Origin of the sequence: Citrobacter sp. Cf072, from assembly GCF_030334485.1 — a bacterium.
Lineage (GTDB): Bacteria > Pseudomonadota > Gammaproteobacteria > Enterobacterales > Enterobacteriaceae > Citrobacter > Citrobacter freundii.
On the sequence record NZ_JAOWDX010000037.1, the window covers coordinates 44,243 to 67,878 of the forward strand.

The window sequence follows — 23,636 nt, forward strand, 5'->3', positions numbered from 1 at the left end:
GCATCTGAAACTTAGCGGCCGGGGGTCCATTCTGATGTGGTCAACGCCGTCAGCACGTGATCGCGCCACTGCCCGTCAATCAGCAGGTAGTCTTTGGCATACCCTTCTTTTTCAAAACCCAGTCGCGCCAACAGGTCACCGCTGCGCTTATTATGTGGCATGTAGTTAGCCATAATGCGGTGAATATGCTGCGTGCGCTGCATATAACGGATGGCCGAAGTTAAGGCTTCATACATTAGCCCCTGCCCCTGCCATTTCTGCGCAATGGAGTAGCCGAGATAACAGGCATGGAAGGATCCCCGCACTACGTTTGAGAAGTTCGCAACGCCGATAATCTCTTTTTCGTCCGGATCGAGCAGCGCAAAATAATAAGCGGTGCCCTGTTTATGAAACTCAGAGATCATGCTGAGACGCGCCTGCCAGCCGGACGGATAGCAGTGGCTTTCATCGCGAATAGGTTCCCAGGGTTTTAAGAAATGACGATTTTCTGCGTAATAATCTGCCAGACGCCAGGCATCACGCTCATGCACTAAACGCACGACCAGGCGGTCCGTGGTTAAGCGCACTTTTGGCACGTTACTGCGATAGCCAAACATTCTATACCTACTCCTTCCCGTAACGTCTTCAATACGCTATTCGCATTACTATACCTGTGCGAATACACCCTGTGAAAAGAGCAAAATGCCATTTTTTGAATTATTCACACATTTTGATGAAAACTCTCTATCAAGACGGACTTTTGATAAAAAAATATTGTCCCGCGAAGGGTGGGAAAAGCGATGACGACACCGCAGAATAGAAGGTGCTTATCTTTTAAACTCTATCCAGAGTGACGAGTTTTTCCCTGGAGGGGAAATGTCGCAAGTCTCGCAGGCAAGGAACCTGGGTAAATACTTCCTTCTCATCGATAATATGCTGGTCGTGCTGGGTTTCTTCGTCGTTTTCCCGCTGATCTCAATTCGTTTCGTCGACCAAATGGGCTGGGCCGCCGTGATGGTCGGTATCGCGCTTGGATTACGTCAATTTATCCAGCAGGGGTTGGGTATTTTCGGTGGTGCTATTGCTGACCGTTTCGGCGCCAAACCGATGATCGTCACCGGCATGCTGATGCGCGCAGCCGGGTTCGCCACCATGGGCATTGCGCATGAACCGTGGCTGCTGTGGTTTTCCTGCTTTCTTTCCGGGCTGGGTGGCACGCTGTTTGATCCTCCCCGTTCGGCGCTGGTAGTCAAGCTGATCCGCCCGGAAAAGCGCGGGCGTTTTTTCTCTATTCTGATGATGCAGGATAGCGCCGGGGCCGTGGTCGGCGCGTTACTCGGCAGTTGGTTATTGCAATACGATTTCCGTCTGGTATGTGCCACCGGCGCAATTTTGTTCGTTCTGTGCGCGGCGTTTAACGCCTGGCTGCTCCCGGCATGGAAGCTGTCGACGGTGAAAATTCCGGTGCGTGAAGGGATGAGCCATGTGATGCATGACAAGCGCTTTGTCACCTATGTGCTGACGCTGGCGGGCTATTACATGCTGGCGGTACAGGTGATGCTGATGCTGCCTATCATGGTGAACGACATCGCTGGCTCACCAGCCGCCGTGAAATGGATGTATGCCATTGAGGCATGTCTCTCTTTAACGCTGCTGTACCCGATTGCCCGCTGGAGTGAAAAACGCTTTCGCCTTGAACATCGCCTGATGGCGGGCCTGCTGGTGATGTCTCTGAGCATGATGCCCATTGGCCTGGTCGGGAATTTACAGCAGTTGTTCACCCTGATCTGCACGTTCTATATTGGCTCGATCATCGCCGAACCGGCGCGTGAAACTCTGAGCGCCTCGCTGGCGAATGCGCGGGCCAGAGGAAGCTATATGGGCTTCAGCCGACTGGGACTCGCCATCGGTGGCGCAATTGGCTATGTCGGCGGCGGCTGGCTGTTTGACATGGGCAAGGCCCTGGCACAGCCTGAGCTGCCCTGGATGATGCTCGGTATTATTGGCTTCATCACCTTCCTGGCGCTGGGCTGGCAATTCAGTCTCAAACGCCCAACGCGAGGTATGCTGGAACCAGACGCCTGATAGCCGAACCCGCGCCCGGGCACTTTTCAGTTTTTTCTGCTGGCGTCCGGGGCGCTGGTACTCGATGATGCTTTGTGTCACGATTACGCCACATGCATCATGTTGAGGAACCCCATGAAAAAGTTTTTTTTTGCCGCTGCACTGATTGTCAGCGGCCTGTTGGTTGGTTGTAATCAACTCACGCAATACACGGTTAGCGAGCAAGAAATTAATCAAGCCCTGGCAAAGCATAATAACTTTTCAAAAGACATCGGTTTGCCCGGCGTTGCTGAAGCACATATCGTACTGAATAATCTCGCCAGCCAGATTGGTCGTGAAGAGCCAAACAAAGTAACCCTGACCGGCGATGCCAACCTGGACATGAACTCCCTGTTTGGCAGTCAGAAAGCGACCATGAAGCTGAAGCTGAAAGCCTTACCGGTTTTCAATAAAGAAAAAGGCGCGATTTATCTGCAAGAGATGGAAGTCGTCGACGCCACCGTCACGCCAGAGAAAATGCAGTCAGTACTGCAAACCCTGATGCCTTATTTAAATCAGTCGCTGCGTAACTATTTCAACCAGCAACCAGCGTACATTCTGAAGGAAGACAGCAGCCAGGGTGAAGCGCTGGCGAAAAAACTGGCGAAAGGTATTGAGGTCAAACCGGGTGAAATCATCATCCCGTTCACCGACTAATAAAACTGAGGGCGCTGATGCGCCCTTTTTTTTCGTGCAAACGAAAACGTTTCCGCTTATCCTTTGTTTCCGGCAAAAAAGACCATCCTCAGCCGGAGCATATTGATGACTGCACCATCCCAGGTTTTAAAGATCCGCCGCCCAGACGACTGGCATCTTCACTTTCGCGATGGCGACATGTTAAAAACTGTCGTGCCCTATACCAGTGAAGTTTATGGCCGCGCCATTGTCATGCCGAACCTGGTACCGCCCGTCACCACGGTTGACGCGGCTATCGCTTATCGCCAGCGCATTCTTGACGCGGTACCTGCCGGACACGACTTCACGCCATTAATGACCTGCTACTTAACGGATACGCTGGATCCCAACGAGCTGGAACGTGGATTCAACGAAGGCGTATTCACCGCGGCAAAACTCTATCCAGCCAATGCCACCACCAACTCGACGCATGGCGTAACCTCTATTGACGCCATCATGCCAGTGCTGGAGCGGATGGAAAAATTGGGTATGCCACTGCTGGTGCACGGCGAAGTCACCCATGCAGATATCGATATTTTCGATCGCGAAGCGCGCTTTATTGAAACGGTGATGGAGCCGCTGCGTCAGCGTTTGACCTCGCTGAAAGTGGTGTTCGAGCATATCACCACCAAAGATGCTGCCGAATACGTTCGCGACGGTAACGAACTTTTGGCTGCGACCATTACGCCACAGCACCTGATGTTTAACCGCAACCACATGCTGGTTGGTGGGATTCGCCCTCACCTGTATTGCCTGCCAATCCTCAAACGTAACGTCCACCAACAGGCGCTGCGTGAACTGGTTGCCAGCGGGTTTAAGCGCGCATTCCTCGGTACCGACTCAGCGCCGCACGCTCGTCATCGCAAAGAGTCAAGCTGTGGCTGTGCGGGCTGTTTTAATGCACCGACCGCGCTGGGCAGCTATGCCACCGTGTTTGAAGAGATGAATGCGCTCGACCATTTCGAAGCCTTCTGCTCACTCAACGGCCCACAGTTCTATGGCTTGCCGGTAAATGAGACCTTTATTGAGCTGGAACGCGTGGAGCACCTGGTTCCTGAGAGCATTGCACTGGAAGACGATACGCTGGTGCCTTTCCTGGGTGGCGAAACGGTACGCTGGTCAGTAAAAAGCTAAAAAAAGTGTAGCCAACTGATGCGAATAACTGTATAAATAAACAGTATATTCCACAGGGGGCTACTATGCGTATTGAAGTCACTATTGCCAAAACTTCACCTTTACCTGCCGGTGCAATTGACGCACTGGCAGGTGAACTCTCCCGCCGTATTCAGCACCATTTTCCAGATAACGAAGGTAACGTTACCGTCCGTTATGCCGGCGCAAACAATTTGTCGGTTATTGGCGCGACTAAAGAGGACAAAGAACGCATCAGCGAGATCCTACAGGAAACCTGGGAAAGCGCGGATGACTGGTTCATCAACGAATAAATAATGATATGCAGTGATGTTTGTTTGCCGGGTCGCCCCGGCTTTTTTATACACACTATCCTGTAATCAATCGCGCATTTCTTCTGACGAGTTTTTAATTTAATATTAACTCACCGATTATCTTTTAACCAATACAACAAAATAATTGTGCAACATACTAAAAAAAAATGAATAACATGTTGGTTTCTTAGTCAGATAACGCTGAAAACAAAAAATTTATGCCCTTCCCTCTTTAAATTTTCAATGAATATCCTTATTTATTGATATACTGAAGTTGCTTCAGAAAAAAACGCATTGAACCTCGAAAACCGTTGTCTAGTAACACGAATTAGGGGGCATGATGGAAAAGAATAATGAAGTCATTCAGACTCATCCGCTTGTAGGGTGGGACATCAGCACTGTTGATAGCTACGATGCGCTGATGCTGCGTTTGCACTACCAGACCCCGAATCGCCCTGACCCGGATGGGACTGAAGTTGGTCAAACGCTCTGGTTAACCACTGATGTTGCCAGGCAATTTATTTCGATATTAGAAGCAGGAATCGCCAAAATTGAATCTGGCGATTACCAGGTAAATGAGTATCAGCGACATTAAACCTGATACATCCAACCATCAAAAGGCACCTTAACGGTGCCTTTCTTATTTCCAGGTTGAATATTCCGGGTCAGTTATTTAACCTGCTACTATCGCGATTGCAGAGAGAAGCGGATGAAATACGACTTAATCATTATTGGCAGCGGTTCAGTAGGCGCCGCAGCTGGATACTATGCCACTCGTGCCGGTCTGAAGGTTCTGATGATCGATGCACATATGCCTCCTCATCAGCAGGGCAGCCACCACGGCGACACTCGATTAATTCGTCATGCTTATGGCGAAGGTGAAAAATACGTTCCGCTGGTACTACGTGCGCAAACATTGTGGGATGAACTGTCCACCCATAATGAAGAACCGATTTTTGTTCGCTCCGGTGTTATCAACCTCGGTCCGGCAGAGTCCACCTTCTTAGCGACCGCAGCGCAAAGCGCCAAACAGTGGCAACTCAACGTTGAACAACTGGATGCGGCAGCCATCATGGCGCGCTGGCCGGAGATTCGTGTACCTGACAACTATATCGGTCTGTTTGAAGCGGAGTCCGGTTTTTTACGCAGTGAGTTAGCAATTAAAACCTGGATCCGTCTGGCGGAAGAAGCAGGCTGTGCGCAACTGTTTAAATGCCCGGTCAGCGCAATTCATCACGGTGATGATGGCATCACGGTAGAAACGGCTGACGGTGACTACCACGCGAAAAAAGCAGTGATCAGCGCCGGTACCTGGGTGCAGGCTTTAGTCCCTGAACTACCGATACAACCGGTGCGCAAAGTGTTCGCCTGGTATCAGGCCGATGGGCGCTACAGCGTTAAGAATAACTTCCCAGCCTTCACCGGCGAGCTGCCAAATGGTGATCAATACTACGGTTTCCCGGCAGAAAACGACGAACTGAAAATTGGTAAGCACAACGGCGGACAAGTCATTCACTCTGCTGATGAGCGTAAGCCATTTGCCGCTGTAGCCAGCGATGGTTCTGAAGCCTTCCCATTCCTGCGCACAATTCTACCGGGCGTTGGCTGCTGCCTACACGGCGCGTCCTGCACTTACGATAATTCACCGGATGAAGACTTTATTATCGATACTCTGCCAGCGCACGACAACACGCTAATCATTACCGGGCTGAGCGGACATGGCTTTAAGTTTGCCTCTGTTCTGGGAGAGATTGCGGCAAACTTCGCTCAGGACAAACCGTCTGACTTTGACCTGACCCCCTTCAGGCTAAGCCGTTTTAAGTGATAATAAATGAATGGCCTCGATGGTGAGGCCATTTTTAATGACAGGAATAACGTTAATGCGCCGTATCTTTCACTATCTTGTTAATAATATTCGCGAGCATCTTATGCTCTACATTATTTTATGGTCGCTGCTGGCCATTATGGATGTAATATATATTATGTTTTTCTGATTCCTGCGCGCTGACAATAATTGACAAAAATTGAAATTATCTTAATTTTCATTGCAATAAACTGAACAATAATAAAAATCATAACCACCCATAAACCAAGCATTATCACCTACTCTCACACTAATCCCTTGATGATTAATTCAATAATCAGTCAACTTTACTGAACAAAAAATAAATATCATCACCATTGTTATTTATTAGTTGCATTAATGTCTTTTACACGCCATTTTCATTCACTTCTGAAATATCAATCGGTGTGCTTATGCAATTCAAAAATAGTTCACAGCGCTATGGCGTAGTGTCAGCCACATTACATTGGCTGGTTGCGATTGCTGTATATGGCATGTTCGCGTTGGGCTTATGGATGGTCACGCTTAGTTACTATGACGGCTGGTATCACCAGGCCCCTGAACTGCATAAAAGCATCGGCATCCTTCTCATGATGGGACTGGTTATCCGCGTTGTCTGGCGGTTGTTCTCTCCTCCACCTGCTGCGTTGGCAAGCTACTCCCGTTTAACCCGCATCGCAGCGGCAATGGGTCACCTCGCTCTTTATTTGCTGCTCTTTTCAATTGTCATCAGCGGATATCTAATTTCCACCGCAGATGGCAAAGCGATAAGCGTCTTTGGTTGGTTCGACATTCCAGCCACCGTTGCCAACGCTGGTGCTCAGGCCGACCTCGCCGGTAGCTTGCACCTGTGGCTTGCGTGGACCGTGGTGATTTTATCCCTACTGCACGGACTGATGGCCCTGAAACATCACTTTATTGATAACGACGATACCCTCAATCGCATGTTGGGAAAATCGTCATCTGACTATGGAGCTTAAAATGAAAAAAAACCTGCTGGGACTTACACTCGCCTCTCTGTTATTCACCACCGGGTCAGCCGTGGCGGCAGATTACAAAATTGACAAGGAAGGACAGCATGCCTTTGTTAATTTCCGTATTCAGCATCTGGGTTACAGCTGGCTGTACGGCACATTTAAAGATTTCGACGGTACGTTTACCTTTGATGAGAAAAATCCCGCAGCCGATAAGGTTAACGTAACCATCAACACCAACAGTGTTGACACTAATCACGCCGAACGTGACAAGCATCTGCGCAGCGCAGATTTCCTTAACGTAGCAAAATTCCCGCAGGCGACCTTCAGCTCCACCAGCGTGAAGAAAGAAGGTAATGACCTGGATATCACCGGTAATTTAACCCTGAACGGCGTTACCAAACCGGTTACGCTGGACGCGAAGCTCATCGGTCAGGGCGGCGATCCTTGGGGCGGTACGCGCGCTGGTTTTGAAGCGCAAGGTAAGATTAAGCTGAAGGATTTCAACATCACCACCGATCTCGGTCCGGCGTCGCAGGAAGTCGATTTGATCATCTCAGTGGAAGGTGTGCAACAGAAGTAACGCATGAATGGCCGGATGGGGCTCAAGCCACCATCCGGCATAGCGACTATTGTGCAGGGTCTGGAATACCCAGTTTGGTATTCAGTTGACCACGTGATTTATTAAAGATTTTATTGCCATTTTCACGCCCAGCGCGACGACGCCGTTGTTCCTCTTCCGGCAACTCACTCTCTTCGCTACACAGCTCGCTACAGCAGCCTTTATATTTCTGCGCACAAGCCGGGCACTGAATAAACAACAGATGGCAGCCATCATTTTTGCAATTAGTATGGCTATCGCACGCCGTGCCGCACTGATGGCAATGTGCGATAACATCTTCAGAGATCCTTTCGCCCATGCGCTCATCAAAGACAAAGTTTTTACCGATAAAACGCACCGGAAGTCCCTGCTCACGCGCCTTGCGGGCATACTCAATAATACCGCCCTCAATGTGCCAGACTTTGCTAAATCCATTGTGTTTCATCCAGGCGCTAGCTTTCTCACAGCGGATCCCACCCGTGCAGTACATCACGATTTTTTTATCTTTATGCGCCTGCATCATTTCAACAGCTTTCGGCAACTGATCGCGGAATGTGTCTGCCGGGATCTCCAGCGCATTCTCGAAGTGACCCACCTCATATTCATAGTGGTTGCGCATATCAATGAATACCGCTTCAGGATCGTCCAGCATGGCATTCACTTCTGCTGCCTTGAGATAATCCCCCACGTTGCTGGCGTCAAAGTCAGGATCGTCAATACCATCCGCCACGATACGTTCACGGACTTTCATACGCAGTACCCAGAACGATTTACCGTCATCATCCAGCGCAATATTCAGACGTAAATCGTTCAATGCAGGATCAAACGCATAGAGTTGCTGGCGAAATGCCTCGACGTTGCTTTGCGGTACGCTGATTTGCGCGTTAATTCCTTCATGGGCAAGATATACTCGCCCGAAGACGTTCAATGCGGTGAACATCTGGTACAGTGCATCACGCGTGTGCTGAGGATTGGCAATGGTGAAATATTTATAGAATGAGATCGTCGTACGCGGCTCGGTCTCGGCCAGCATTTTGGCTTTGAGGGCGTCGTTCGAAATGCGGTTGTGTAACACTGGCATGGTGTACGTATCCTGCAAATAGGGAATAAATGAAAATCGGCGGCATAATAAAGCAAACATCGCCAATTTACATCCACACATTTTACGCTACATTTCATACTTCACTATAAAGTTGCAACAACAATTGCGGAATTAATCACCGTTCTCCCGTCACAAATTTTTGATACGCGCGAAAAAATGCGACAATACAGGGAATTGGTCGTTTGAAGACAGGATAGACATGACGAATTTACCCAAGTTTTCGGCTGCGTTACTGCATCCACGTTATTGGTTAACCTGGCTGGGTATTGGCATCCTTTGGTTAATCGTGCAGTTACCCTACCCCATCCTCTTTAAGTTGGGCTGTGCATTAGGTCGACTGGCGCTACGTTTGATGAAACGTCGGGCAAAAATTGTTTCCCGAAATCTGGAACTGTGCTTCCCGCAGATGAGTGAGCAGGAACGCCAGCAGATGGTCGTCAAGAACTTCGAATCAGTGGGCATGGGCGTAATGGAAACCGGGATGGCCTGGTTTTGGTCCGATAAGCGTATTTCACGCTGGACTGAAGTGATCGGGATGGAACATATCCGTGACGTTCAGGCGCAAAAACGCGGGATCCTATTAGTGGGTCTGCACTTTCTGACTCTGGAACTGGGTGCGCGTCAGTTTGGTTTGCAGGAACCGGGTATTGGTGTGTATCGCCCTAACGACAACCCGCTTCTCGACTGGCTACAAACCTGGGGCCGTATGCGCTCGAATAAATCAATGCTCGATCGTAAAGACCTGAAAGGGATGATTAAAGCGTTGAAAAAGGGCGAAGTGGTCTGGTACGCGCCGGATCACGATTACGGCCCTCGTGCCAGTGTGTTTGTACCACTTTTTGCTGTTGAACAAGCCGCAACAACCTCTGGGACCTGGATGCTTTCACGCATGTCCAATGCCTGCCTGGTACCGTTTGTTCCTCGCCGCAAACCTGACGGTAAAGGGTATCAATTGATTATGCTGCCTCCGGAGTGTTCACCGCCTTTGGACGACGCAGAGACCACTGCTGCGTGGATGAACAAAATTGTTGAGCAATGCATCATGATGGCACCAGAGCAGTATATGTGGCTGCATCGTCGCTTCAAGACGCGCCCTGAAGGTTCTCCTTCCCTGTACTAAAACACTGTTGCAGTCCTGTGGGCTGCAACACCTTCCCTGCCTGCTTTAGGTTTAACTGCTATCCGCATTGCAGCAATTATCTACCAGGCGCATAATTAGCCTGCTTACTTATACTCAATCGATAGCGCAAACAGCGCGCCACACTGCGGAACGCTATGTCACCCTCAGATGCTCCCATAAACTGGAAACGCAACCTCACTGTTGCCTGGTTAGGTTGTTTTTTAACCGGCGCAGCATTTAGCCTGGTCATGCCCTTTTTGCCCCTTTACGTCGAAAGTCTCGGCGTCACGGGACATAGTGCACTGAATATGTGGTCAGGCCTGGTCTTCAGCATCACCTTTCTTTTTTCCGCCATCGCCTCTCCTTTCTGGGGTGGCCTTGCCGATCGCAAGGGGCGAAAAATCATGCTGCTACGGTCTGCGTTGGGTATGGCTGTTGTGATGCTGCTGATGGGACTGGCGCAAAATATCTGGCAGTTCTTGATCCTGCGCGCCTTGTTGGGGCTGCTTGGTGGATTCATCCCCAATGCGAATGCACTGATCGCCACCCAGGTTCCACGCAATAAAAGCGGCTGGGCACTGGGAACGCTTTCCACCGGTGGTGTTAGTGGCGCACTGCTCGGGCCGCTGGCGGGCGGCCTCCTCGCGGATCAGTACGGACTGCGCCCCGTATTTTTCATCACCGCCAGCGTGCTGCTGGTCTGCTTCATCTTGACGCTATTTTTTATCCGCGAGCGATTCCAGCCAGTGAGCAAGAAGGAAATGCTGCACATTCGTGAAGTCGTGGCCTCTTTAAAGAACCCCAAACTGGTGCTGAGCCTGTTTGTCACCACTTTGATCATTCAGGTAGCCACCGGTTCTATCGCGCCAATACTGACACTGTACGTTCGAGAATTGGCTGACAACGTCAGCAATATTGCGTTTATCAGTGGGATGATAGCCTCAGTCCCCGGCGTTGCGGCATTAATCAGCGCCCCTAAACTTGGCAAATTAGGCGATCGGATTGGCCCGGAGAAGATCCTGATCGTCGCGCTGATCGTTTCCGTGTTACTGCTAATTCCAATGTCATTTGTCCAGACGCCCTGGCAGCTTGGTATTCTGCGCTTTTTATTGGGGGCGGCCGACGGCGCTCTGCTCCCGGCGGTACAAACGCTGCTGGTCTATAACTCGACTAATCAAATAGCTGGACGTATTTTCAGTTATAACCAGTCATTTCGCGACATTGGTAACGTAACAGGGCCTCTAATGGGGGCAGCGATATCCGCCAACTACGGTTTTCGTGCTGTATTCTGTGTGACCGCAGGAGTCGTACTGTTCAACGCCCTGTACTCGTGGAATAGCCTGCGCCGTCGTCGGAGTACAGAGGTCGTGGGATGATTTATATATTCATATTCTTAGGTTCAGAATAAAAATTATCTCACATGACATATATTTCAGTCTTAATGATAATAGTAACACACCTTATTTCTGCCAGAATTTTTGGCTTCATACAAAGCGGCATCAGCATATGAAACAACTTTATCCGCTGATTCATCATCAATTTTACTGCAATATACACCGATACTTATCGTCATTTTTTCTTTTAAATAATATGAATTTGGTATTGTCGTACCATTCTCGACATTTCGCCTAATTCGTTCTGCAACAACAATTGCCTCATCTTGATCGTTACACTTAAGAAGGATCGCAAATTCTTCGCCACCTACTCTGGCAAAAATATCCGTATCTCTGATTGATTTATTGATAATATCGACAATGCTGATTATTACTCTGTCACCTTCCTGATGACCGTAGGTATCGTTAATCCGTTTGAATTTATCAATATCCAGAACCATTACACACACTACACCTTTTGCTAATGATGATTTTAATGACTTATAGAATAATTTACGATTATATATTTTAGTCATTGCGTCTTTAATAGCTGAGTCCCTTTCTTTTTTTAAGATGATGAAGGTGTTGTACATCAGTATTGAGATTATACACAGGGCACTTATCACCTCAATCCCCCGGCTAACATACCAAATATACATGCTATATTCATCCAGGCTCAGAAGTAGTACATTGGTCAATATTGCAGAGCAACACAGTAGCCCTATACTTTTCCACAAGATGTTGTGCGTTTTGGTTTTAATGATTAAATACAACAGGACCAGTCCCCAGGATACAATAAGCGAATAAATGTACCCAATATGCCAGTGCACCGTGACATTATCAGGCTTCAGGCTTGTTATCTCGAGTGTAAAATTAGGGTTGTAACTGGCCAGAGTGTGCGCCATCACCGCGATAACTAGCATGATTAAAAATGACAGAACGATATAGCAAGGTTCTCTTTCTTTGGTTTCAATAACTGTCGATGATGTTTTATAACATTTCAATGAAACAAATAGCAGAGCGATGAAACTAATCTGCCGAAAGTAATAGAATATAGCTATATCGTTAGTTCTTTTTTCGATTGATGCATAATCATTAATTAAGTCCTGAACGATGTAGATAGTCTCGACGAAAAATATGTTATTGCCAAGAAACGCCATGCCTAATATCATGAGGCAGGTGAGATCTTTTCTACAAAGATACTGAAATAGCATAAACAGAAAAATTATCCCATATAAAAAGAACAACCCTACAATTATAATCAGATATACAGTTTGCGGGACACTTTGCATCGTTAATTTAAATTGTGTAAGACACAAACCACCAAGAATATAGCTAGCCAAACAGATTATATAGAAAGCCATTAATCTTCCATTATTTGAATTATAGTTATCCATAACAACCTTAAGGTAAATCTTAATTTTGCATTTTATATAATACAGCATAAGATTTTGCAAACTATTATACCCGCACAATTTCAATAACATTAATTCATTTCTTATTTAATGGTTTCTTATAGATTTATAACCTTTGTCATTAATAATATTTTATTATGTATACTATTTTTGTATCACTCACACCATTCACAACCTCTATACGCAAAAGACGCATTGTCACTTCCAGAGACACCACTAAGTTTAGCCACTTTCATTGATTACCTCTGTAACACTTCCGTATTGGGCATTAATTTTCTCCTTTACTTTTATTGGGTTATGCAATGTTAATTCATAAGCGTTCGCATCCCTCCCTCTAAAACACATAAAAAATGGTGTTTAAAACTGAAGATTTTCTAATATAACGCCAGCTTTTATTTATTTGATTTTCATTACTGCATTGCAAACCACATACATTACTCTTTTTTCTTGAATTTTTTTCCTGATATTACGTAGGCTTCAGTATCTGCCAATGTAAATTTTTTCATAAACTACCGAAGTTACTTTCACCTGCTCTCGTTGGCATTGCAGGCAGTAATCATCTGATTGTGTTAGCCACGCAGCTAACGGGTTTGACGCTCTGCGGATCGCCGTCTATAGATTGAATCATCCCCCTTTATTGTTCGCCTTAGGAGAAGAAATATGGCAAAGAATGACATGAATTTTTATGCCACGTTGGAAGAGGCTATTGATGCGGCTCGTGAAGTGTTTCTGGCTGATAACCCTGACCTTGAGTCAGACGATGCCAGCGTTCAACAGCTAAGCATCCAAAAATACGTGCTACAGGATGGCGACATTATGTGGCAAGCAGAATTCTTTGCTGACGAGGATGATGTAGATGGTGAATGTCTACCAATGCTGAGCGGAGAAGCGGCCCAGAGCGTTTTTGATGGCGACTATGATGAAATTGAAATCCGCCAGGAGTGGCAGGAAGAAAATACGCTTCACGAATGGGATGAGGGTGAATTCCAGCTGGAACCTCCCCTTGATACTGAAGAGGGTCAAACCGCAGCCGATGAATGGGATGAGCGATAGTTACTCGTAAGGTCCATGATGAATATCGAGCGGGAGCAGCAACGTATCAAACACTAGCGAAAAAGGCAGATCGAGGATAGTGACGTAGCGCCATGCCGAGTCCCGAACATCCCATTGCACGCCAGGATAGTATTGATTTCCGTGTCCTTGCCCTGGGATGGTACGACTAATAATGCTGCCGCATCCGCTCAGGAAGAAGATCATTATTCCTACAGCCAATATTCGCACCTGCTACCTCACGACTCATTCTATTCAATATAAAAAAATACCGGCACCAGGCCGGTATTTTCACGTTACAGAACGCTTATTTTTTCCTGAGCGCCAACGGGTTCAGAGTCAATCCCTGATAGTAGTTCACCCACGAAGAATACTTATCAGGTGAATTCCAGACGCGATAATGTAAACGTGCCATGGTCACCGGATCGCTCAACAATACAAGGCGGCGATCGCGATTCAGTTTCTCCGGCGTTTCGTTCAGCGCCTGTTCCACATGACGATCGCGTGCAATCTCCAGCACGTTGCTGGCGCGGTGGCGTGCAGTCGCCATGGCCGTGGCCAGTGCGTTAAACGACGGGTTAAACACCGCATGCATAAAGCCATCGTCCAGCGTACGTTTACGGTTCATCACCAGATAAGTGTCGGTATCCACCAGCACCTGCGGCGGGGAATACTCTTCCGGGATCAGGAACAGCTTCCAGCGCTTGGTACGTAACCCCACCGTGGAACGACTGGAAATCACGGAAACAAACGGCGACAGGATCAGCGAGAAGACAATCGGTGCCAGCCAGAACAGGAAACGCAGATCCAGCCAGGCCATACCCACAGCCCACACCAGCCCCAACAGTAACTGAGAACCATGACGCATAAACGCTTCACCCCATGGTGTGGAATCGTCATCGCGCTGCGGCGAATTCCACACCACTTCCCAACCGAGGAAAGCGCTCACGACGAAGACGGTATGGAACAGCATGCGCACCGGTGCCAGCAGCACGGAGAACAGAACCTCCAGCAGCAGCGACAGCGTAACGCGGATAAACCCGCCGTACTCTTTCGTCCCTTTACACCAGATGAGCAAAATACTCAGCAACTTCGGCAGGAACAACAGCACCATCGTTGAAGCAAACAGCGCGATCGCCAGTTCAGGTCGCCATTGCGGCCATACCGGGAATAGCTGACGCGGTTGCAGGAAGTACTGCGGTTCCGTCAACGCATGCACCACCTGCAATGCAGTAGAGAGCGCGAGGAACATAAACCACAGCGGCGCGGACAGATAGGACATCACACCAGTCAGGAACACCGCACGGTGAACCGGGTGCATCCCCTTAACCAGGAACAGACGGAAGTTCATCAAGTTGCCGTGGCACCAGCGACGGTCACGCTTGAGTTCATCCAGCAGGTTCGGCGGTAGCTCTTCATAAGAGCCCGGCAGATCGTAAGCAATCCACACGCCCCAGCCAGCACGACGCATCAACGCCGCTTCCACGAAGTCATGGGAGAGAATCGATCCCGCAAACGAACCTTCGCCCGGTAACGGCGCGAGCGCACAGTGCTCGATAAACGGCTTCACGCGAATAATCGCGTTATGGCCCCAGTAGTGTGATTCGCCTAACTGCCAGAAGTGAAGCCCGGCGGTAAACAGCGGCCCATAAACACGGGTCGCAAACTGTTGACAGCGCGCATACAGCGTATCCATACCGGAAGCCTTCGGTGAAGACTGGATAATCCCGGCATTCGGATTCGCTTCCATCAGGCGCACCAGGCCGCTCAGACAGTCACCGCTCATCACTGAATCCGCATCCAGCACAACCATGTAGCTGTACTGATTTCCCCAGCGACGGCAGAAGTCATCAATGTTGCCGCTTTTACGCTTCACGCGACGACGACGACGACGGTAGAAAATCTGTCCTTCGCCCTGCACTTCGGCAATCAGCTCCATCCACGCTTTTTGTTCTGCCACGCAGATATCAGGATTGTAGCTGTCGCTCAGAATGTAAACATCGAAATGCTCAGCGTTGCCCGTTGCTTTGACCGACTCCCACGTGGCGCGAAGTCCCGCGAATACGCGATCAACGTCCTCGTTACAGATTGGCATAATCAACGCCGTACGGTGTTCAGGATTCAACGGTTCATCCCCGACCGTTGAGGCCGAGATACTGTACTTATCCCGTCCAATCAGCAATTGCAGAAAGCCCATCAGCGCGGTCCAGAACCCCGCTGATACCCAACAGAAAAGTACAGCAAACAAAATAAGAATGCCGGTCTGGAGCATGTAGGGCAGCAGTTGCATAAAGGAGACCCACAAATCCTGCCCCATCATGTCTGCAGGATTAATGAATGCCCACCCCTGATAAGGAAGGATCGTCTTCATATACCAGGTTGCAACGACCGTTTGCGCCAGCGTTAAGATCAACAGCGTATAGCGGCGTATGGTGCCTACGGTACGCCATTTTTGCTCGCTCTCTTGTTCTTCTTTAGTCAAACGCGAAAGATAACGCGGAGTCACATCGCGCCCACGCAGACGATCCCAAAAACGCCCAACCGGGTTGGTACGCCAGGGATCGGGGAACATAGAGGTACGCGTTGCTTTTGGCATCGCCTGTAACTGATCGCGCCCCTCATCGTCCTTAACCAACTGCTCTTTAGCCAGAGAATCCGGCCATGCTTGCTCAAGACGAGCTTTTACAGAACCCTGCGGTGAATCATCTTCGCGCGAGTACGTACGATGCTCAGCATCCAGCGCCTGATGAACGGCGCGGATGTCAGTTTTCGGCAGTGCCGCTTTTTCGATATCCGAAAGCGGCATTGCGTCAATATACTCAGTTGTCTTATTCATTGGCAGGTAACTGGTAGCTCCAGGTTTCACTCAGCGTCTGATCTGCATTGACCAGGGCAGCACGCATTTCAGTGGTTTTCTTCACGTCTTTCACTTTCACGCGCAATACCAAACGCCAACCTTTAGTGACCGGGTTGTAGCGCACGGTGTTTTCAACGATTTCACCGTTGTCACCAATACTGGTTTGTGCAGTAACCGGCGTATCCTGCGGCAGCTTTTTCATATCGGTGCCGGAAAAGTCCACCACAAACGCGATGGTACCGTCAGGCTGACGAATGAGATTGGACTGTTTAACATCACCGGTAGAACGACGTGTCTGCTGTACCCAAGCGTTATCAGGCGCATGAAGCTTGTCTTCATCACGCGTGAACGTCAGGGTATATTTAAAGTTCATTTCTTTACCGGCTTCAGGCAGCTGATCCGGGGTCCAGTACGCAACGATGTTATCGTTCGTTTCATCGTTAGTTGGAATTTCAACTAACTCAATCTTACCTTTGCCCCAATCGCCTTTTGGCGTGATCCAGGCGCTCGGGCGCAGATCGTAACGATCGTCGATGTCTTCAAAACGCGAGAACTGACGGCCACGCTGCAACAGACCGAAACCTTGCGGATTTTCCATAGCAAAGCTGCTCACCGCGAGATGTTTCGGGTTATTCAGCGGACGCCAAATCCATTCGCCGTTGCCAGCGTGGATGGACAAACCGTTAGAGTCATGCAGTTCTGGACGATAGTTAGTCGTCGGAGAAGGCTGGTTCGGTCCATACAGGAACATACTGGTTAACGGTGCCACGCCAAGTTTGCCTACTTTGTCGCGCAGATAAACTTTGGACTGAACATCGACTACCGTGTCACGACCAGGAATGATGACAAAGCGATACGCTCCGGTTGCACGCGGAGAATCCAGTAAGGCATAAATGGTTAAACGTTTATCAGTTGGTTTCGGACGCTCGATCCAAAACTCACGAAAGCGGGGAAATTCTTCACCAGAAGGCAGAGCGGTATCAATCGCGAGACCGCGCGCAGAAAGGCCGTAGACCTGGCCTGCACCCAGAACACGGAAATAGCTGGCACCGAGCATGCTGACGATTTCGTCGTTTTTATCTTTGCTGTTGATCGGATACAGCACTTTGAACCCGGCGAAACCGAGATCTTTTACCGTGTCTTTATCATGCTGAACATCGCCGAAATTAAAGTAATCCGGGCTGTATTTGATTCTTTTCACCGCAGTAGCGGTCACTTCGTTGATTTTGACCGGCGTGTCGAAGTACATACCCTGGTGGTAGAACTCGAGCTTAAATGGGGTCTTGAGATTGCTCCAGTAGGCTTTATCGCGATTAAACTGGATCTGCTGATAATCCGCATATTTCATGTCGCGGAAAACGGAGGGCAAGTTACTTTTTGGCGCCTCATAGCCTTTATCGGCTAAGGATTGAGCTTGTTTTGCAACATCATCAATGCTGAATGCCCAGCTTGATGATGTGTACAGCGTTAACATGACTGCTGCACCCAACCAACGCATTTTCATCATTTGTAGTTTATGTTTCATAATTAGTAAGCACTTCCCCCTTTGTGTGCTTATATTGATCCGATCCATTTTAATGGATAATCGGGTATTCCGACAACTGAATCCCTGTATTGTTCGCGCGCTGGCTCATGGTTTAAGCAGGTTCGTCTGCCTGTTTTCACTTTGCGTGCTTATCCTGGAGACAGGTTGTTAGACTTCGTGTAGGGTTGCCCTCGAATGTAACCATTATTCGTCTTAGGGATAAGACGAAAAGTCTGAGAATACATAACTGTCTATGAGCTCTGTATCACCACCACGCGAATATTTTCTTGACTCCATCCGTGCCTGGCTAATGTTGTTAGGGATCCCGTTTCATATTTCATTGATCTACTCCACCCACACATGGCACGTGAACAGCGCAGAACCATCGTGGTGGTTGACCTTGTTCAATGACTTTATCCATGCTTTTCGCATGCAAGTCTTCTTTGTCATTTCGGGTTATTTTTCCTACATGCTATTTCTACGCTATCCGATAAAGCGCTGGTGGAAAGTGCGTGTAGAACGCGTGGGGATCCCTATGCTGACCGCGATTCCACTGCTTACGCTGCCGCAATTTATCATGCTGCAATACGTGAAAGGCAAAGCAGACAGCTGGCATACCCTCAGCGGCTACGATAAATACAACGCGCTGGCCTGGGAGCTGATTTCCCATCTGTGGTTTTTACTGGTTCTCGTGGTGTTAACAACCCTGAGCATGTGGGTGTTTACCCAGATGAAACACAGATTGACGCAAAGCGACGTCGGCAGCGCGCCTGCGGTGTCAATGACGAAGTTAACGCTGATTTTTGCAGTGCTGGGTTTCGGTTATGCCGCCGTCAGAAGGACGATTTTCATCCTCTACCCTTCGATTCTCAGCGATGGCATGTTTAATTTTATCGTTATGCAAACGTTGTTTTATGTGCCTTTCTTTATGCTCGGTGCGCTGGCGTTTATCAATCCTAATCTGAAAGCGCTGTTTACCACGCCATCACGCGGCTGCACACTAGGCGCCGCATGCGCATTTGTCGCATACCTGTTCAATCAACGTTACGGCAACGGCGATGCCTGGATGTATGAAACTGAATATGTCATTACCATGGTCATGGGCCTGTGGATGGTGAACGTCGTCTTTTCACTTGGTCACCGTTTGCTGAATTTTCAGTCAGCCCGCGTAACCTATTTTGTCAACGCATCTCTGTTTATCTATCTGGTGCATCATCCGTTAACGCTGTTTTTTGGCGCTTACATCACACCGCATATCAAGTCGAATCTGCTGGGTTTTCTCTGCGGTCTGCTGTTTGTGGTCGGGATTGCGGTAATACTGTACGAAATCCATTTACGGATCCCGGTGCTGAAGTTTCTCTTTTCGGGTAAACCAGCCGTCAGGCAGGATAAAAACAAGGCCGTGGCCGGTTAGTTATCTTGCATTGAATGGTTCAGAGCAACCATTCAATGGGCAACACGGACGCCAACTTTACCAGCACCCGCTTCCAGAATCCTGTGGCGGGTTCTTTTTTCAGTACTTGTTCACTGCCAGAATGTCTGTCGACCCAATTGATTCTTCCCCACCGATCAAGACGTAGTTGCCAGGCCATTTCACGCTGGCTTTGCATAAAACGTTTATGAATCAACTCGGCCAGTACTTCACTCTCAATCACAAACCCCATTTCCGTATTGAGCAGCGTTGAACGGGGATCAAAATTAAGCGAGCCGATAAACACTTTACGACCGTCAATACTGAAGGTTTTCGCATGCAGGCTGGAGCCTGAATTACCGGTTAATCCCCGGTCATGTACTGCTGAAACGCGATCGCGAGTTGGTTTGAGCTCGTATAACTCCACACCGTAGCGCAAGAGCTTTTTTCGCCAGCGTGCATAGCCTGCGTGAACGACTGCGACATCATTCGCCGCCAGAGAATTAGTTAAAATCGCGATCTTAACGCCTTTTCTCACCAGTCTCAGGAGCTGCGCCACACCGGCGCGAGTTGGTACAAAGTAGGCGGAAATAATATCAATACGCTCGGTGGGAGATCCCATCACGTCAAACAAACGCTGCGGTAATAGTGAGTGGCGCGGCGCTTTCCCCTCTCCTTTTGCGGGATCATCACTCAGCAAGCGCGTTCTCGCCCAAATCAGCGGTAGCGACCTCTGATCGAGGTGGGTCATAAACTGGCTGGTTTCCAGCTTATGTAGATAGCGACGCGTGATGTCATCGTTATACCAGGATTCTGGAAGTTCGATTTTTTGCGTTGAAGCTGGCTCAGCCACCTCAAGTACATTTTGCAATGTTGAAACCGAGCGGCAGTGCCAGTAACGCTCAAAGTCGTCAGCAACATCCTGGACCACCGGCCCGATAGCCATAACATCCAGATCGGAAAACAGCGGTTGTTCGCCTGTGCCAAAATAGGCATCGCCGATATTTCGCCCGCCCACGAGAGTTACGACGCCGTCAGCGGTATAACTTTTATTGTGCATACGTCGATTCAACCGGGCAAAATCGGTTAAATAGCCTAGTGCACGCAGGATACGAAAGGAAAAGGGATTAAACAGACGGATTTCTATATTAGGGTGATTGTCCAGCAAACGCAGCGTGTCATCCAGACCTGGCGTGTTGTTATCATCCAGCAACAAACGCACCCGGACGCCCCGCTTCGCCGCGGCCAGCAAAACGGAAAATAGTAATAGCCCGGACATGTCGCTTTCCCAGATGTAATACTGAACATCCAGGGTACGTTCCGCCATTTCCGTCAACCGATAGCGAGCAGCAAATGCATCCAGGCTGTCATCCAACGTCAGAATGCCGCATTCTCCCGGGTGGTTTTCACAAAGTGGCGTGATGGCACGCTCAAGTCGCGTCATATCAGTCCGTGCGTTCATCGCCTTGCTGGGTAAGTAATCTCTTGTATAGCCGAGCGTTTTCTTCATCAAAGCACACGAAGTATATTTGATCGGGAAGCGCACGTCGGGTGATAAATTTCAACACCGTTTTAACCGCGATCTCTGCCGCTGCAGCGCGGGGATAACCATAAGCCCCGGTGCTAATCGCCGGAAAAGCAATGGACTGATAGCCATTGGCTAAGGCCAGTTGCAAGCTATTAAAGTAAGCCTCTTCGAGGCGTTCAGCTTCATGATGATCGCCACCCTGCCATACGGGCCCTACGGTGTGGATCACCGCCCTGGCGGGCAAGTTTCCCGCCAGGGTGATAACCGCATGACCGGTTGGGCATTCGCCCTGTTGCTGGATAACCTGTTTGCAGGCCGCCAGCAACGCAGGCCCTGCAGCGCGATGAATCGCTCCATCGACGCCACCTCCGCCCAATAGCGATGGATTCGCCGCATTGACAATCACATCAACAGCGATCGTCGTAATATCGCCATGTAACACATGAACACGTGATTGCATAAGTTCCCCCTGACCAAACACTATTTGTTAAGTGTACAGCAGGGTTTTCCCGGAAATCTCACTTTTTAACCAAACGTGTGCATATGTACGCCGGAATGATTCATTTATATTCAATGTTAAGAATTGCCATGTTTTTCTGTTCATTGAGATAGTGCATTTTGACTGTGGCAATTTGCTGCACATTTTGAGGGGCAGTCGCGACCTGTTGCTGATTGTAGAGACTATTACGGGTGGTGCCGTCGCGCATACATGACAATTCAATTTGCTGCTGCCGAGCGTTAACATCGCAAGGTGATTCAACTATTGCACCGCGAAAATGAATAACCCCGCCGGTTGAGATTTGTTGCGCCATTGCGGGGAGGGTAAAAAGAGAAATACTGCACAAGCTGATACTTAAAAAACGCTTTAATAATGTACACATAAGGGTTCCTCAATGATTAGCCATCCTTGAGGGATCGAAATGATCCTTCGCCGCTGTGATTAACGATCAAATTAAAACGTTCACACGTCTCTATATTCATAGAACAGCAGTGCATTCCCAGCCACACCCTTAATGCAAATACAGCAAAAAAATCATGGGTGACTGTTTGAGTCTGGCCATTGCTGAGACAGATGCAGAGACTGCCCATCCGAAACGGTAACGATAATTTTGACCGAATCCTCAGGTGAAATATTAAAACTCAGTTTAGTTAATTCAATCGGCCGATTAGCGGGGACCGAAAGGCTTGTTTTCTGCTGCGATTGGCTTTGTCCCCCGGCCCCTTTACGTATGGCAAGGACTTGTACCTCACATACGCACGGTTGAGTTAACGTCACCTGAGGAATAATGGTGTACATATCACCTTGCTGAGTTGTATTGAATGTTATTTGATTTGCCAGCGCGGCAATGAGTAATAGCGTATGCATCATATTCTCCCGAAAAAAAAACAGGGCTCACGCCCTGTTTATTATCAGTCAGAAAACTGAATTAGTGTTGGTTAGCTGTAGCATTGTTACCAAAGCCAACCTGCTGAATCAGCACATTGGAGTCAGAGGCTGTCTGATTAACCAACGCACCGTTGCGGCCACCGAACTGGGTCACGCTAATATCAGCATTTTTTGCATTCCACTGATCGATAGTGGCACTGTTCTGGAAGCCGGTCTGTTTCAGGCTAATGGTACTGTCATCAGCACCCTGGCCAACAACAGCTCCGTTGCCACGCCCGTGTTGTGTGATGGTGACATCTGATTTACGCGCATCACTTTGCAGAGCATTTGCAGAGTTGTTTGACCCATATTGGTAGATACTCAGTGAAGAGTCTGGGCCATAATTACTGCCACCACCATGATGATTGCCGCCCCATTGCGGAACAACACCAGCCAGAGCACTGCCAGAAACTACGATTGCTGCGAATGCTGCCACTTTTAAAAGTTTCATGGTAAACCCCCATCGGATTGATTTAAACGTCGTTAATGGATTAGCGTTGAGTCACGCGAATTGCCATTTGCGACTGTCTCTGCACCACAACTGCTGTTTTTTGTGTACCGTACTGGGTAATATTGGCTTTATTACCAGAGCCTTTCTGGATAATTACCGCCGTATTACCGTATGAACCTTGTTTAATACTCGCATCATTGGAACTACCCGTTTGATCAATATATGCAAAGTTATATGATCCCGTCTGGTCTGTTTTCGCTCGATTACCAGAACCTTCTTGCGAAATGACTGACAATAACTTCGAGCCCCCCTGGCGGGTATTTGCACTGTTCGCAGTGCCAACCTGACCAATAATGGCTGCCTGATTAAATGAAGACTTACTTAATTCATTTACCGCAAAGTTATATTCTGAATTAGCTAAATCATAACTTGTAGTCGCGGCTGCAATCCCAGGCACACCCAGCATTGTAAACATCATAAATAACAACTTGTTTTTCATGTTGTCACCCTGGACCTGGTCGTACATGAAGTTAAATTAATTACCACTCAAATTGTTGTTAACATGACTTACATTTGTTAACGCCACGTTACGATGAAGAGTATGTCTGCGGAAACATTTTAAATAACTCACCCGCCAGTTGTATTTTTATATTCAGATTCACCCCAAAGTACTAATTAACAGCGAACAATACCGTTACAGCTCTGGATTTCATTTCTTTTTTAACCCAGTGAATGAATTTCTATGCAGTAACAAAAAA

Annotated in this window: 25 protein-coding genes; 13 read left to right on the top strand and 12 right to left on the bottom strand. The window is 48.4% G+C overall.

Annotation, left to right across the window (positions count from 1 at the left end):
- Positions 1-11: 11 nt before the first annotated feature.
- Positions 12-596, bottom strand: a complete 585-nt coding sequence (gene rimJ, locus OGX66_RS05600; protein ID WP_003832145.1) for a ribosomal protein S5-alanine N-acetyltransferase — start codon at positions 594-596, stop codon at positions 12-14.
- A gap of 259 nt (positions 597-855) precedes the next feature.
- On the opposite strand from rimJ, the gene mdtH reads away from it, so the two are divergent.
- The 9 genes from mdtH to OGX66_RS05645 all read left to right on the top strand — a co-directional run bounded on the left by mdtH (position 856) and on the right by OGX66_RS05645 (position 7,602).
- Positions 856-2,064, top strand: a complete 1,209-nt coding sequence (gene mdtH / locus OGX66_RS05605) for a multidrug efflux MFS transporter MdtH (protein WP_003036166.1) — start codon at positions 856-858, stop codon at positions 2,062-2,064.
- A 114-nt stretch (positions 2,065-2,178) separates the two neighbouring features.
- Entirely contained in the window at positions 2,179-2,739 is a 561-nt protein-coding gene (locus OGX66_RS05610) for a lipoprotein (RefSeq protein WP_003836774.1), read from the top strand.
- A gap of 105 nt (positions 2,740-2,844) precedes the next feature.
- Positions 2,845-3,891 carry a dihydroorotase gene (gene pyrC / locus OGX66_RS05615; RefSeq protein ID WP_003836776.1) on the top strand — a complete coding sequence of 349 codons (1,047 nt, stop codon included), beginning with the start codon at positions 2,845-2,847 and terminating at the stop codon, positions 3,889-3,891.
- Positions 3,892-3,956: 65 nt separating this feature from the next.
- A complete protein-coding gene (gene dinI / locus OGX66_RS05620; protein ID WP_003036157.1) occupies positions 3,957-4,202 on the top strand; it encodes a DNA damage-inducible protein I in 246 nt (81 codons plus the stop codon).
- Positions 4,203-4,542: 340 nt separating this feature from the next.
- Positions 4,543-4,797, top strand: a complete 255-nt coding sequence (gene bssS / locus OGX66_RS05625; protein WP_003036154.1) for a biofilm formation regulator BssS — start codon at positions 4,543-4,545, stop codon at positions 4,795-4,797.
- A 114-nt stretch (positions 4,798-4,911) separates the two neighbouring features.
- Entirely contained in the window at positions 4,912-6,027 is a 1,116-nt protein-coding gene (solA, locus tag OGX66_RS05630) for an N-methyl-L-tryptophan oxidase (RefSeq protein ID WP_003836779.1), read from the top strand.
- A 55-nt stretch (positions 6,028-6,082) separates the two neighbouring features.
- Positions 6,083-6,196 carry a YceO family protein gene (locus OGX66_RS05635; protein WP_003036148.1) on the top strand — a complete coding sequence of 38 codons (114 nt, stop codon included), beginning with the start codon at positions 6,083-6,085 and terminating at the stop codon, positions 6,194-6,196.
- A gap of 262 nt (positions 6,197-6,458) precedes the next feature.
- Positions 6,459-7,025 (top strand): cytochrome b, encoded by a 567-nt coding sequence (locus OGX66_RS05640; RefSeq protein ID WP_003846816.1) that lies wholly within the window; start codon positions 6,459-6,461, stop codon positions 7,023-7,025.
- A gap of 1 nt (position 7,026) precedes the next feature.
- A complete protein-coding gene (locus OGX66_RS05645; protein ID WP_003832130.1) occupies positions 7,027-7,602 on the top strand; it encodes a YceI family protein in 576 nt (191 codons plus the stop codon).
- 46 nt (positions 7,603-7,648) lie between these two features.
- On the opposite strand, the gene trhO is transcribed toward OGX66_RS05645, so the two are convergent.
- The gene (gene trhO, locus OGX66_RS05650) at positions 7,649-8,701 is read right to left on the bottom strand and encodes an oxygen-dependent tRNA uridine(34) hydroxylase TrhO (protein WP_044711575.1); all 1,053 of its coding nucleotides are present in this window, start codon (positions 8,699-8,701) and stop codon (positions 7,649-7,651) included.
- A 220-nt stretch (positions 8,702-8,921) separates the two neighbouring features.
- Between trhO and OGX66_RS05655 the strand changes: the two genes are divergently transcribed.
- On the top strand, positions 8,922-9,842 hold the full coding sequence (locus OGX66_RS05655; protein ID WP_003036136.1) for a Kdo(2)-lipid IV(A) acyltransferase: 921 nt from the start codon (positions 8,922-8,924) through the stop codon (positions 9,840-9,842).
- A gap of 155 nt (positions 9,843-9,997) precedes the next feature.
- Complete coding sequence (gene mdtG / locus OGX66_RS05660; RefSeq protein ID WP_057101960.1) at positions 9,998-11,218, top strand: multidrug efflux MFS transporter MdtG; 1,221 nt, start codon at positions 9,998-10,000, stop codon at positions 11,216-11,218.
- Positions 11,219-11,280: 62 nt separating this feature from the next.
- Here the strand turns inward: mdtG and OGX66_RS05665 are convergent, their stop codons facing one another.
- On the bottom strand, positions 11,281-12,612 hold the full coding sequence (locus OGX66_RS05665; protein ID WP_309298509.1) for a sensor domain-containing diguanylate cyclase: 1,332 nt from the start codon (positions 12,610-12,612) through the stop codon (positions 11,281-11,283).
- A gap of 693 nt (positions 12,613-13,305) precedes the next feature.
- On the opposite strand from OGX66_RS05665, the gene OGX66_RS05670 reads away from it, so the two are divergent.
- Entirely contained in the window at positions 13,306-13,683 is a 378-nt protein-coding gene (locus OGX66_RS05670; protein ID WP_032936472.1) for a MysB family protein, read from the top strand.
- Here the strand turns inward: OGX66_RS05670 and OGX66_RS05675 are convergent, their stop codons facing one another.
- From OGX66_RS05675 to mdoG, 3 genes are all read right to left on the bottom strand, one after another.
- On the bottom strand, positions 13,684-13,911 hold the full coding sequence (locus OGX66_RS05675) for a YceK/YidQ family lipoprotein (protein ID WP_003832117.1): 228 nt from the start codon (positions 13,909-13,911) through the stop codon (positions 13,684-13,686). It abuts the gene before it with no gap.
- 76 nt (positions 13,912-13,987) lie between these two features.
- The gene (gene mdoH / locus OGX66_RS05680; RefSeq protein WP_003036122.1) at positions 13,988-16,516 is read right to left on the bottom strand and encodes a glucans biosynthesis glucosyltransferase MdoH; all 2,529 of its coding nucleotides are present in this window, start codon (positions 16,514-16,516) and stop codon (positions 13,988-13,990) included.
- Positions 16,509-18,044 carry a glucans biosynthesis protein MdoG gene (mdoG, locus tag OGX66_RS05685; protein WP_003836790.1) on the bottom strand — a complete coding sequence of 512 codons (1,536 nt, stop codon included), beginning with the start codon at positions 18,042-18,044 and terminating at the stop codon, positions 16,509-16,511. The genes mdoH and mdoG overlap by 8 nt, the downstream gene beginning before the upstream one ends.
- Before the next feature lie 271 nt (positions 18,045-18,315).
- Here mdoG and mdoC point away from each other — a divergent pair, with 271 nt between their 5' ends.
- A complete protein-coding gene (gene mdoC / locus OGX66_RS05690; RefSeq protein ID WP_088902466.1) occupies positions 18,316-19,476 on the top strand; it encodes a glucans biosynthesis protein MdoC in 1,161 nt (386 codons plus the stop codon).
- A 19-nt stretch (positions 19,477-19,495) separates the two neighbouring features.
- On the opposite strand, the gene OGX66_RS05695 is transcribed toward mdoC, so the two are convergent.
- The 6 genes from OGX66_RS05695 to csgB form a co-directional block, all read right to left on the bottom strand.
- The gene (locus OGX66_RS05695) at positions 19,496-20,983 is read right to left on the bottom strand and encodes a phospholipase D family protein (RefSeq protein WP_088732299.1); all 1,488 of its coding nucleotides are present in this window, start codon (positions 20,981-20,983) and stop codon (positions 19,496-19,498) included.
- Positions 20,919-21,461 carry an O-acetyl-ADP-ribose deacetylase gene (gene ymdB, locus OGX66_RS05700; protein WP_016149912.1) on the bottom strand — a complete coding sequence of 181 codons (543 nt, stop codon included), beginning with the start codon at positions 21,459-21,461 and terminating at the stop codon, positions 20,919-20,921. The genes OGX66_RS05695 and ymdB overlap by 65 nt, the downstream gene beginning before the upstream one ends.
- Positions 21,462-21,561: 100 nt before the next feature.
- Positions 21,562-21,882, bottom strand: coding sequence for a YmdA family protein (locus OGX66_RS05705; protein ID WP_003836793.1), 321 nt, complete (start codon positions 21,880-21,882; stop codon positions 21,562-21,564).
- A gap of 152 nt (positions 21,883-22,034) precedes the next feature.
- A complete protein-coding gene (gene csgC, locus OGX66_RS05710) occupies positions 22,035-22,367 on the bottom strand; it encodes a curli assembly chaperone CsgC (RefSeq protein WP_088902467.1) in 333 nt (110 codons plus the stop codon).
- A gap of 61 nt (positions 22,368-22,428) precedes the next feature.
- Positions 22,429-22,878 (bottom strand): curli major subunit CsgA, encoded by a 450-nt coding sequence (gene csgA / locus OGX66_RS05715; protein WP_003036098.1) that lies wholly within the window; start codon positions 22,876-22,878, stop codon positions 22,429-22,431.
- Positions 22,879-22,918: 40 nt separating this feature from the next.
- Positions 22,919-23,377, bottom strand: coding sequence for a curli minor subunit CsgB (gene csgB, locus OGX66_RS05720; RefSeq protein WP_003036094.1), 459 nt, complete (start codon positions 23,375-23,377; stop codon positions 22,919-22,921).
- Positions 23,378-23,636 lie beyond the last annotated feature (259 nt).

Coding starts and splice junctions, on each gene's coding strand:
- rimJ (WP_003832145.1), bottom strand. CDS start 596: ATGTTTGGCTATCGCAGTAACGTGCCAAAAGTGCGCTTAACCACGGAC.
- mdtH (WP_003036166.1), top strand. CDS start 856: ATGTCGCAAGTCTCGCAGGCAAGGAACCTGGGTAAATACTTCCTTCTC.
- OGX66_RS05610 (WP_003836774.1), top strand. CDS start 2,179: ATGAAAAAGTTTTTTTTTGCCGCTGCACTGATTGTCAGCGGCCTGTTG.
- pyrC (WP_003836776.1), top strand. CDS start 2,845: ATGACTGCACCATCCCAGGTTTTAAAGATCCGCCGCCCAGACGACTGG.
- dinI (WP_003036157.1), top strand. CDS start 3,957: ATGCGTATTGAAGTCACTATTGCCAAAACTTCACCTTTACCTGCCGGT.
- bssS (WP_003036154.1), top strand. CDS start 4,543: ATGGAAAAGAATAATGAAGTCATTCAGACTCATCCGCTTGTAGGGTGG.
- solA (WP_003836779.1), top strand. CDS start 4,912: ATGAAATACGACTTAATCATTATTGGCAGCGGTTCAGTAGGCGCCGCA.
- OGX66_RS05635 (WP_003036148.1), top strand. CDS start 6,083: ATGCGCCGTATCTTTCACTATCTTGTTAATAATATTCGCGAGCATCTT.
- OGX66_RS05640 (WP_003846816.1), top strand. CDS start 6,459: ATGCAATTCAAAAATAGTTCACAGCGCTATGGCGTAGTGTCAGCCACA.
- OGX66_RS05645 (WP_003832130.1), top strand. CDS start 7,027: ATGAAAAAAAACCTGCTGGGACTTACACTCGCCTCTCTGTTATTCACC.
- trhO (WP_044711575.1), bottom strand. CDS start 8,701: ATGCCAGTGTTACACAACCGCATTTCGAACGACGCCCTCAAAGCCAAA.
- OGX66_RS05655 (WP_003036136.1), top strand. CDS start 8,922: ATGACGAATTTACCCAAGTTTTCGGCTGCGTTACTGCATCCACGTTAT.
- mdtG (WP_057101960.1), top strand. CDS start 9,998: ATGTCACCCTCAGATGCTCCCATAAACTGGAAACGCAACCTCACTGTT.
- OGX66_RS05665 (WP_309298509.1), bottom strand. CDS start 12,612: ATGGATAACTATAATTCAAATAATGGAAGATTAATGGCTTTCTATATA.
- OGX66_RS05670 (WP_032936472.1), top strand. CDS start 13,306: ATGAATTTTTATGCCACGTTGGAAGAGGCTATTGATGCGGCTCGTGAA.
- mdoH (WP_003036122.1), bottom strand. CDS start 16,516: ATGAATAAGACAACTGAGTATATTGACGCAATGCCGCTTTCGGATATC.
- mdoG (WP_003836790.1), bottom strand. CDS start 18,044: ATGATGAAAATGCGTTGGTTGGGTGCAGCAGTCATGTTAACGCTGTAC.
- mdoC (WP_088902466.1), top strand. CDS start 18,316: ATGAGCTCTGTATCACCACCACGCGAATATTTTCTTGACTCCATCCGT.
- OGX66_RS05695 (WP_088732299.1), bottom strand. CDS start 20,983: ATGAAGAAAACGCTCGGCTATACAAGAGATTACTTACCCAGCAAGGCG.
- ymdB (WP_016149912.1), bottom strand. CDS start 21,461: ATGCAATCACGTGTTCATGTGTTACATGGCGATATTACGACGATCGCT.
- OGX66_RS05705 (WP_003836793.1), bottom strand. CDS start 21,882: ATGTGTACATTATTAAAGCGTTTTTTAAGTATCAGCTTGTGCAGTATT.
- csgC (WP_088902467.1), bottom strand. CDS start 22,367: ATGCATACGCTATTACTCATTGCCGCGCTGGCAAATCAAATAACATTC.
- csgA (WP_003036098.1), bottom strand. CDS start 22,878: ATGAAACTTTTAAAAGTGGCAGCATTCGCAGCAATCGTAGTTTCTGGC.
- csgB (WP_003036094.1), bottom strand. CDS start 23,377: ATGAAAAACAAGTTGTTATTTATGATGTTTACAATGCTGGGTGTGCCT.